This window comes from Acidocella sp. MX-AZ02 (assembly GCF_000306035.1).
Lineage (GTDB): Bacteria > Pseudomonadota > Alphaproteobacteria > Acetobacterales > Acetobacteraceae > Acidocella > Acidocella facilis.
This window is the reverse complement of sequence record NZ_JH976209.1, coordinates 18,467-21,952: the sequence shown is the minus strand read 5'-3', so window position 1 is coordinate 21,952 and position 3,486 is coordinate 18,467. Positions and strand designations below refer to the sequence as shown.

At 64.9% G+C, this 3,486-nt stretch carries 2 protein-coding genes and 1 pseudogene; all 3 read left to right on the top strand.

The annotated features are described in order from the left end of the window. The coding region (locus tag MXAZACID_RS12335; RefSeq protein WP_008494720.1) for a hypothetical protein at positions 1 to 423 on the top strand (423 nt) is incomplete at its 5' end. Positions 424 to 436: 13 nt separating this feature from the next. Further along, positions 437 to 2,998 (top strand): right-handed parallel beta-helix repeat-containing protein, encoded by a 2,562-nt coding sequence (locus tag MXAZACID_RS12330; RefSeq protein WP_008494719.1) that lies wholly within the window; start codon positions 437 to 439, stop codon positions 2,996 to 2,998. 43 nt (positions 2,999 to 3,041) lie between these two features. Beyond that, positions 3,042 to 3,486: pseudogene (locus MXAZACID_RS19785) on the top strand (collagen-like protein); the annotation flags it as partial.

Below are 3,486 nucleotides of genomic sequence, written 5' to 3'. Positions count from 1 at the left end.
GGGTTTGTCGCCACACCGCGCGGCCCGCAAATTCCGCCGCCGCAGCCTTTGGTGTGGCCGCAGAAAGACCCGGGCGACACGCTGGATTATGTGTTCGATCTGGCACCGGCCCTGAGCGGTAATCCCTGTGATTCGATCAGCACGCTGAGCGTGACGGTGAGCCCGCAGAATCCGGGTGATCTGACGCTGGTTTCGGCGGCGGCGGATGGGCCGCGTGTCGTGCTGTGGCTGAGCGCGGGCGTGGCGGGGACGATTTATACGGTGACGGTGACGGCCGGCACCACCGGCGGGCGCAGCCTGGCGCGCAGCCTGGCTTTGCCGGTGGTGGCGCTGGCCAGCATCCCGGCACCGGCGGATGCGCTGACAACGGCCGGCGGCCAGCCGCTGACCGACCCGACCGGCACGCCGCTCACCACCCTTTGAGAGAGGACTGCATATGACCACGATTGGCCAGTTGCCGCTTGCGGCTTCGGTTTCCGACAGCGCGCAGGTTGCGATCTTCCAGAATAACCAGACCTTGTCGGCGACGCGCGCGCAGATGCTGGCAGGGACGCAGGCGGCGTTGAGCCTGCCGCAGAATACGCTGCTGGGCGGGGTGGGGCCGGGTACGGCCGCCCCTCAGCCGATCACCATCGGCGCCAATCTGGCGCTTTCGGGCAGCACTTTGTCGGCCACGGCGGCGCCCTTCGTGATTGCCGGGCTGCCGAGCGGAACCGTGCCGGGGGCCAGCGATCTGGTGGCGCTGGGGCAGGCGGGTGCCAACCAGGCGGTCTCCTATGCCAATTTCCTGGCCGGCATGGCGAATGTACCCGGCCTGCCGGCGGGCGGGCTGACGGCGACGGCGGCCGGGGGCAGCGTGGCGCGAACGATTGCGGCGCTGGCTGGGAATGCCGTGTCGATCGAGGATTATGGCGCGGTCGGCGACGGGGTGACTGACGACAGCGCGGCGTTGCTGGCGGCGATTGCCAGCGGCCTTCCGGTGCGGCTGGGCGCGAAAACCTATGCGATTGCCGGGGAGACCGACATTACCGGCGCCACATGCTGCCTGGTGGGCAGCGCGGGGCTTTCGATTTTGAAGCGGCCTGCGCAATCGAAGACCGGCAGTGCCAGCACCGCGACCTGGCTGAACATCGCGGCGACGAATTTCTATGCGGATGGTGTGGTGTTCGATGCGAATGCGTCGATCACCGCCGATACGCTGGCGGTGGCGGTGCAGCCGGGTTGTACGCGCTCTTTGATCACGCGTTGCAGTTTTCAGAATGCGCAGGGGCCCAATAACGGCAATGGCCTTACCTATCTGGCCAGCGACCCGACGCTGGTGGGGCACCATGTCGATGATTGCGAGTTCACCGGCAATGCCAATAACGGGCTGATGATTTTCGCGACCGATGGCATCAGCGTTACCAATTCCCGCGCATACGGCAACAAAAATAACGGGATCTGTGCGGACAGCCATGATCCGGCATTTGTGCTGAAGGTTCGCGCCTTGCAGATTGTCGGCAATAGCTGCTGGGACAATGCCATTGGCATCCTGGTGGGCAATTTTGTCGCGAATAATGTGTTCACCCAGCCTTTCCTGTACGGCAATGCCAATCCGGACATTCTGGGCGCGGTGATCACCGGCAATAATTGTTATGAAAACGGCATCTACGGAATCTATGTGTCCGGCCGGAATATTCTCGTCTCGGGCAATCTGTGTGCCAATAACAGCACGGCGGTTGGGTTCGGGGCGGGGATTCTCTGCGATACCGGCTATTGCAAAATTTCGGGCAACATGATCACCGGCGCCACCGCCTTCGGGATCGATTGCGGCGGGTCGATCTATACCGAGGTTTGCAGCAATTACATCAATGGCGCCTGGATGGGATTGAATATCGGCGGCGGGCAATATTGCACCGCGCGGTCGAATTTCATTCAGGACTGCACCGGTGCCGGCGTTGCCGTGCAGAATGTGGAATCCGACGGTTCGGGGGATAATTTCGGCCTGGCCTGTACGGAGCTGTCGATCTGCGGGAACTGGATCAATTACAGTGGCAGCGTCACCGGGATTTTGATCCGGGATGCGGCGCAGAATATCCGGGTCGAGGATAATGTCATCATGGTCAATGCCGGGGGCAATCTGACCACGGCGCTGTCGGCCTATACGGATTCGATCATCCTGCGCCGCAATGTGGTGAATTTCACCACGCGCTGGCCGGTGAATCCGGCGAGCGTGAATGGGGTTTATACGCTGACCGTGCCGGATCTGGCGGATGCGGTGAGCATCTCCCAGGCCAGCGCGCCGGTGGCGCAGATCCTGACCGCGCAAGGCGCGCTGGCGGCGGGGACGGTGACTTTCATCAAGGTTACCGCGCCGGGGGCGGGATACACGACCGCGACGGTGACGATTTCCGGCACCGGCACCGGGGCGGCGGCGCGTGTTTGGCTGAGCGGCGGCAAGGTGATCGGCATTCAGATGTCGGCCTTCGGCAGCGGCTATGGCAGCGGCACCACCGCCACGATTTCCGGCGACGGCAGCGGGGCGACGGTGAGTGTGCAGGTGGGGTTGCCGAGCTGGCAGGACCGCGAGCTGACGGTGGATTGCCTGGCGGCGGTGAGTTTCGCGCCCGGCGCCAGCCAGCCTTTGAACAACTGGACGGGGACGACGATGACCGTGCCGGCGGGGGCCAGTGTCGATTGGGTCGGCATGGGGGCAAATGGGTGGCGGGCGGCGCGGTTCAGCCAGAGCGACTATGTCTCGCCCAACGGCGATGGCAGCGTCGCGCTGAAATCCCGTGCCGGGGATATTTCCCTGCATCCGGCCGGGAGCGGTATGGTGCGGCTCATCTCGGACACGGAACCGACCGGAGCGGTGGAGCTGATCGGCCGGGGATCGCCGCTGAATGTGGTCTCCGCCCCGGCGGGCTCGACCTTCCGCAACCTCAATGGCGGCGTCGGCAGCACCTTCTGGGTCAAGCAATCCGGCACCGGGAGCGGCAACTGGGTCGCTGTCGCCTGAGCCTTCACGGCCTGGATAAGGGCCAAATCACAAGGTCGTTTTCATGACAACGATTGCGCAACTCCCCTCGGCGGCAACCGTCGGGGCCGGCGATCTGCTGCCGATTTCGCAGAATGGCTCGGTTTATTCGGCGACCGTGGCGCAGGTGACGGCGAGCCTGCAGCCGCTGATCGAGGTTTCGTCCGGGGCGTTGCTGGGGCGGGTCAGTCTGGGCACGGGCACGCCGGAAGCGGTGACGTTGGGGACGGGGTTGGCCCTCTCCGGGAGCGTGCTGGCCGCGAATGGCGCCGACCATGCAAGCTATCCGGTGCAGGCGGCGCTGGCGCTGAGCGACGAGCTGGTGATCAATACCGCCGCAGGGCCGGGGCTGTTGCCGGTGAGCGCGCTGACCGGGCTGTTCAGTGCCGGACAGAATGTGTCCATCACCGCCAGCGGTGTGATTTCGGTGAATGTGAGCGCCATCGCGGGGCCGGCCGGGCCGGTGGGGC

Excerpts from the sequence above, each read along its gene's own strand:
- MXAZACID_RS12330 (WP_008494719.1), top strand. The coding sequence starts at position 437 with ATGACCACGATTGGCCAGTTGCCGCTTGCGGCTTCGGTTTCCGACAGC.